Raw genomic sequence first — 5,060 nt, 5'->3', positions numbered from 1 at the left:
GCCACCTACCTCGACGTGCGCCACCGCGGCCGTGTCGTCTCCCAAGCCCTCGTCGTGGCCACCGGCGTCAGCGGCGACGGCCGCCGGGAGATCCTCGGGATGGCGCTGGGTGACGCGGAGACTACGGACTTCTGGACCGAGTTCCTCCGCGGTCTGCGCGACCGCGGGCTGAAGGTCGCCACCGACGCCGATCCGCTCGGCGTCGCGCTGGTCACCTCCGACGCGCACGCCGGCCTGAAAGCGGCGGTCAAGGCGATCCTGCCCGGATCCGGATGGCAAAGATGCCGGGTTCATTTCGCACGCAACGTCACCCAGAAGGTCGGATCCGCGCGTTCCAAGCCCGTCAATGCGCTGATCTCGACGATCTTCGCGCAGACCACCTCGGAGGCCGTGCTCGCCCAGTACCAGGCCGTCACCGACAGCCTGCGCGCCTCGTTCCCCGAAATCGCGGCCATGCTCGAGGCCGCCGAACCCGACCTCACTGGGTTCGCACCACTGCCGCGCGAGCATTGGCAGAAGGTCTGGTCGAACAACCCGATCGAACGGCTCAACCGCGAGATCAAACGCCGCGCCGACGTCGTGCAGATCTTCCCCGACCGCGACTCCGTGACTCGGCTGATCGGCGCCGTCCTGCAAGAGCAGCACGAGGAATGGAGCTACGGCGAACGCCGCTACTTCTCCGACATCTCGATGCGCAAACTCGTCCATATCCTCAACGAGCACACCGAACCCGCCCGCCCCGAGCTCTACCTCACCGCCTGACCATCACCCCTCAGGAAACGACCGGAGTGACACCACACCACGGGACTTGACCGGGCTCCCGGGCGTTCGAGCATCGGGTTCTCCTCCTGCGGTTCATACTTCGATACGACGTGCACCGCTGTCGTGTCTGCTGCAACGGGAGGGCCTTCAGGCTTTCGATCAGTCATGCATGCTCCACCGGCTGTCGAGGACCTTCGTCCGCCGGCGAGCCACCTTCGATGATCTGGGTATCAAGCGCATGCAGGAAGGGATACAACCAGTCATCGAGCTCTGCCAGAGCGACCAAGTTGACGCGATGAACTCGCGCCGTCGACCGCCTCGCTGCGCAGACCAGTTCACATTCGGTCAGAACATTCAGGTGTCGAGATGCCGAAAACCGGTCGATGTCCAAAGCTCGGGCAACTGCGCCGACGCTCAGATCGTCTTGCCCCGCCCCGTGTGCCTCGAGCAGCAGCACGAGCATTTCGCGCCTTACCGAGTTGCCCAGCGCGGTCAGTACGGCGTCTAGCACGGTGAACTCATCACGTGATCCTTCATGCCCCATGGATACTTGGCGCCCTCAAGACCGCCTCGCGCGGCGTACTCCCACTCCGCCTCCGTGGGGAGGCGACGGCTGGCCCAGGCGCAGTAGGCCATCGCGTCCTTCCAACTCACGTGAACGACCGGGTGGTCGCCAAGGCCATTGATCGAGGAGTCTCGGCCCCCCGGATGCCGCCAGTCGGCTCCGCGGACCCCGAACCACCACGGGGTGCCCGGAGGTTGGCCCACTATGTCCTCGCGGGGTGTAGCGAGCGCAAGGTGGAACACAGCGGAGAACCCGAACGTTTCCGCCTCGGTTGCGTAGTCGGTGGCGTCGACGAAGCACGCGAAGTCCGCATTGGTGACCGTCGTCGCATCGATGTCGAAGGCGTTGAGCTGCACCTCATGGAGCGGCGGCCATTCCCCATCGGCGGCGTTTCGGTCGCCCGACGAGTCGCCCACCGTGAACCATCCGGCCGGTACGTGAACCTGCTCGATCGCGTGGCCCGACAACGCGCGGTCAAGCTTGACCGCGCCCGGCGGAGTGCCGCCGATCGTAAGAAGTGCCGATCGCCCCGGTGCACTGCACGCGCATCCGGGCCCGCATTCGTCGTCGTCGCTCATTGATCTGCCGCCGTCATCTCCACAATGCGACTCGAGCGTCGTCATCCCGTGCAACCGGTGAAGAACGGCGTCTCTCGGTTCGGTCCACCCCTCCAGTGCGCCTCGGGTGCCGGGATATCAAGTGCTTCACGGATCCTCCTTTACCAGCTCGAGTTTCGTGCGCCCGTCCACCGTCGTGACGTCCACGGCCTGCAGGAACCTGTCGGCGATGAGCGCGTGACCTTCTTCGTCCGGATGGAGGCTGTCGTAGAGGAGGTGTGCGTCCGCCTCTCCGAGTAGGCGTCTACCATCCATGTACTGGAGATTCTGGTCGGCGAGCCGGTCGGCGACGACTTCGCGAGCGATCTCGCGTGCCTGGATGAGCGTGAGCTTTCCTGCCGCCGGTGCGTTCTCGCCGTGCGCATGGAGGGTACCGTCCGATTCCTGGACGGTAGGTCCGTGTGTGTCCTCGTGCATGGGGCATGAGATCGGCCCGATGACCAGAAGCGGGGTCTCGGGGTGGCCTTCGCGGACGGTGTCGAGAAAGGAGTGTAGAGCCGAGCGGAACGTGCGCTCGCGCATGGTGTCCCCGTTGACGACGTTGATACCGATCTTCACGGTGATGATGTCGGCTGGCTGGTCGCGGATCGCTCGCGCGGTGAACCCGTCCGCATGCGCGTGCCCGCCGAGCCCGAGGTTGGTTAGATCCCACGCTCGTTCACGGGCGACAACGGCCGGCCAGGTCGCGAGCGGGGAGCGCTGATCTGCTCCGTGGCTGATGGAGCTGCCGTGGTGTACCCAGCGAAGGCGCTTTCGGTCGGCTGGCTTCACAGGTTTGTCGCTACGCAACACGTGCAAGTGGACCGCCGCAGCTGTCGGCAACCAGACCTCGACCGTCCGAGTCTGCGGCCTCCGTTCAAACTCCCAGCGCAGCATCTCCCTGGCCCCAGCCGAGTGGCTGACAGCGCCGTCGAACGCGATGCTCGCGACCGCCTCTCGCTTCGACAACAGTTCGATGCTGACGTCATCTGAGACGAGGGCGAAGACCGCGGGGCGACCGTTCGGCATCAGACGTTCCGGCACGAATCGTGCGACGGAGACGTCGAGTTCGATCCAACTGGCAGTCGTGTTGAACTCGAGTCTCACAGCAGAGGTTGAGCGGGCGACCCGATCCAGCGTCGCGTCGCGCATCTGCCGCAACCGCTCAGCTGGCACGCGCAGCGGCGCGACGCTATCGGGACCGACTTCGAGGTCGATCGCGCCTTGGAGGAACCCGACCAGGTCCGAAGTCTCGTAGGTCCACCTCGAGCCCGCAGAGCCGCCCACGACCGTGGCTATTCCGAGACGACGAGCTGTCGTTGGGATCCGAGTTGGTCGATGCCCAGTTCGATGATGTCGCCGGGGGTCAGGTAGGGGAAGCGACCCGAGAGCGCCACGCCCTGCGGTGTTCCTGTGTTGATCAGGTCGCCGGGCTCGAGCGCCATGTACTGGGAGAGGTGCCAGATCAACGTGGGCACATCGAAGATCAGGTCGCTGGTGTTGGAGTCCTGGCGTGCCTCGCCGTTGACTCGGGACCACAGATGGAGCGCGTCGGGCGAGGTGATGTCCTCGAGGGGTACGAGCGCGGGGCCGAGCGGGTTGAAGGAGGGGCCGCTCTTGCCCTTGGACCACTGGCCACCCGACTCCGCCACCTGCCAGCGCCGCTCGCTGACGTCGTGACTGACCACGAAGCCTGCGATGTGGTCAGCGGATTCGGAGGGCGCTCCGAGACGATGTGCGGCTTTGGAGATGACTACCCCGAGTTCGACTTCCCAGTCGAGCTGGGTTGCGCCCGGCGGGAAGGGCAGCTCGTCGTCGGGGCCGACGACCGTGTTGGGGTGTTTGAAGAAGACGATGGGGATCTCGGGTGGGGCGTCGCCGGATTCTGCGGCGTGGGCGGCGTAGTTCTGCCCGATGCAGATCACGGCGGTGGGACGGGCGATCGGTGCGCCTACGCGGAGCCCCTCGGCGTCGAGAAGGGGAAGCTTGTCGATGTCGGCACGCGTGCGCGCGATGCCGTCCGAGGACAGGAAAGGGCCGTCGACGTCCTCGGTGAGCGGGCGAAGGTCGCGGGTGGCTCCTTGGTTGTCGCGGACGGCGGGGATCTCGTGGCCCAGCGGGCCAAGTCGGAGCAGTTGCATGGGTCCTTCCAAGTGGAGTCGGTCAGTGAGTGATCGTGGGGACGGGTTCTGCCCGCCCGGTATGTGCGGAGCGGAGGAGGGCTTCGATCGCGGCCACGGCCGCAGCGGCAGGTCGGACCGGTGCGGGGTTGCCGCCGGCGCCTTCGAGTAGTGAGAGGAATGCCGTCACTGGTGCGGCGGCAGCGTAGGGCGGTTCGATGTGGGTTGGCCTGTGGGCGCGGATGCGGCCGTCGAGTCCGTCCATGCGGGCCGTTGACCAGAGGAGGTCGTGTTCGACGATGCCTTCCGCACCGATGTACCGCACCTGATGGCGCATCGGCAGTCCGGCCGGCAATGTACCGGTGGAAGCGGCAGTACCTGTGGCGCCACCTTCGAGGCGGAAGGCGACGACATCGTCGATGTCGACTGCTGCGCCGCGGTTCGCGGTGAAAGCGGCGACTTCTGTGAAGGCGCGGTCCGTCGCGGATGTGATCGCCCCGAACGCATGGCTGAGCTGGGTGGTGGCTTGACCACTGCCGTTCGCGGCCGAGTAGGCGCTGGAGGCATCGGCCGGATCTGTCTGTGAGTAGCGGGCACCCGCGCGTGAGGAGAATTCGACGATCACCTGGTGGAGCGCCCCGATCTCGTGCTGGACCCACTCGCATGCGAGCCTTGCGGCCTCTGTGAATTGGGCGGTGTAGCCGACCATCAGCGGGACGCCTGTGCGGTCGACGAGGTCAGCCAGGATCTGTGCATCTCCGCTGCTGAGCGTGAGCGGCTTCTCCACCAGGACGGGGATGCCGGCGCGCAGCGCGGCCACGGCGAGGGGTGCATGCGCGGAGTGCGGTGTCGCGATGAGGAGCCCGTCGAGGTGTTGGGTCGAGATCGCGTCGTGGAAGTCGTCGGCCGTCGGGAGGTGGAACGTGTCGGTCACGAGGGTTCGCCGAACCGGGTCTGCGTCCACCACCACGGCGACTGCTGCTCGCGGGTCGCGGTTGAGTGCGGGGATGTGGTGTC

At 66.3% G+C, this 5,060-nt stretch carries 6 protein-coding genes; 1 reads left to right on the top strand and 5 read right to left on the bottom strand.

Annotated elements, in window-relative coordinates; all coding sequences use genetic code 11:
* On the top strand, window positions 1-762 hold a 762-nt coding region (locus DI573_RS13880), incomplete at its 5' end, for an IS256 family transposase (RefSeq protein WP_292815502.1).
* Window positions 763-925: 163 nt separating this feature from the next.
* Here the strand turns inward: DI573_RS13880 and DI573_RS13875 are convergent.
* The 5 genes from DI573_RS13875 to DI573_RS13855 form a co-directional block, all read right to left on the bottom strand.
* Window positions 926-1,273, bottom strand: coding sequence for a helix-turn-helix domain-containing protein (locus DI573_RS13875; protein ID WP_292815499.1), 348 nt, complete (start codon window positions 1,271-1,273; stop codon window positions 926-928).
* Complete coding sequence (locus tag DI573_RS13870) at window positions 1,267-1,905, bottom strand: SUMF1/EgtB/PvdO family nonheme iron enzyme (protein ID WP_363331374.1); 639 nt, start codon at window positions 1,903-1,905, stop codon at window positions 1,267-1,269. The genes DI573_RS13875 and DI573_RS13870 overlap by 7 nt, the downstream gene beginning before the upstream one ends.
* 126 nt (window positions 1,906-2,031) lie before the next feature.
* Window positions 2,032-3,210: a GDSL-type esterase/lipase family protein gene (locus DI573_RS13865; protein ID WP_292815496.1), complete on the bottom strand. Its 1,179-nt coding sequence runs from the start codon at window positions 3,208-3,210 to the stop codon at window positions 2,032-2,034.
* Between the two features lie 8 nt (window positions 3,211-3,218).
* Window positions 3,219-4,064, bottom strand: coding sequence for a fumarylacetoacetate hydrolase family protein (locus DI573_RS13860; RefSeq protein ID WP_292815493.1), 846 nt, complete (start codon window positions 4,062-4,064; stop codon window positions 3,219-3,221).
* A 22-nt stretch (window positions 4,065-4,086) separates the two neighbouring features.
* Window positions 4,087-5,060: Gfo/Idh/MocA family oxidoreductase (locus DI573_RS13855; RefSeq protein WP_292815491.1), on the bottom strand; the 974-nt coding region annotated here is incomplete at its 5' end.

The sequence above is a fragment of the Microbacterium sp. genome (assembly GCF_003248605.1).
Lineage (GTDB): Bacteria > Actinomycetota > Actinomycetes > Actinomycetales > Microbacteriaceae > Microbacterium.
Note: the sequence above shows the minus strand (reverse complement) of the source record. Positions and strands in the feature narration are given on the sequence as shown.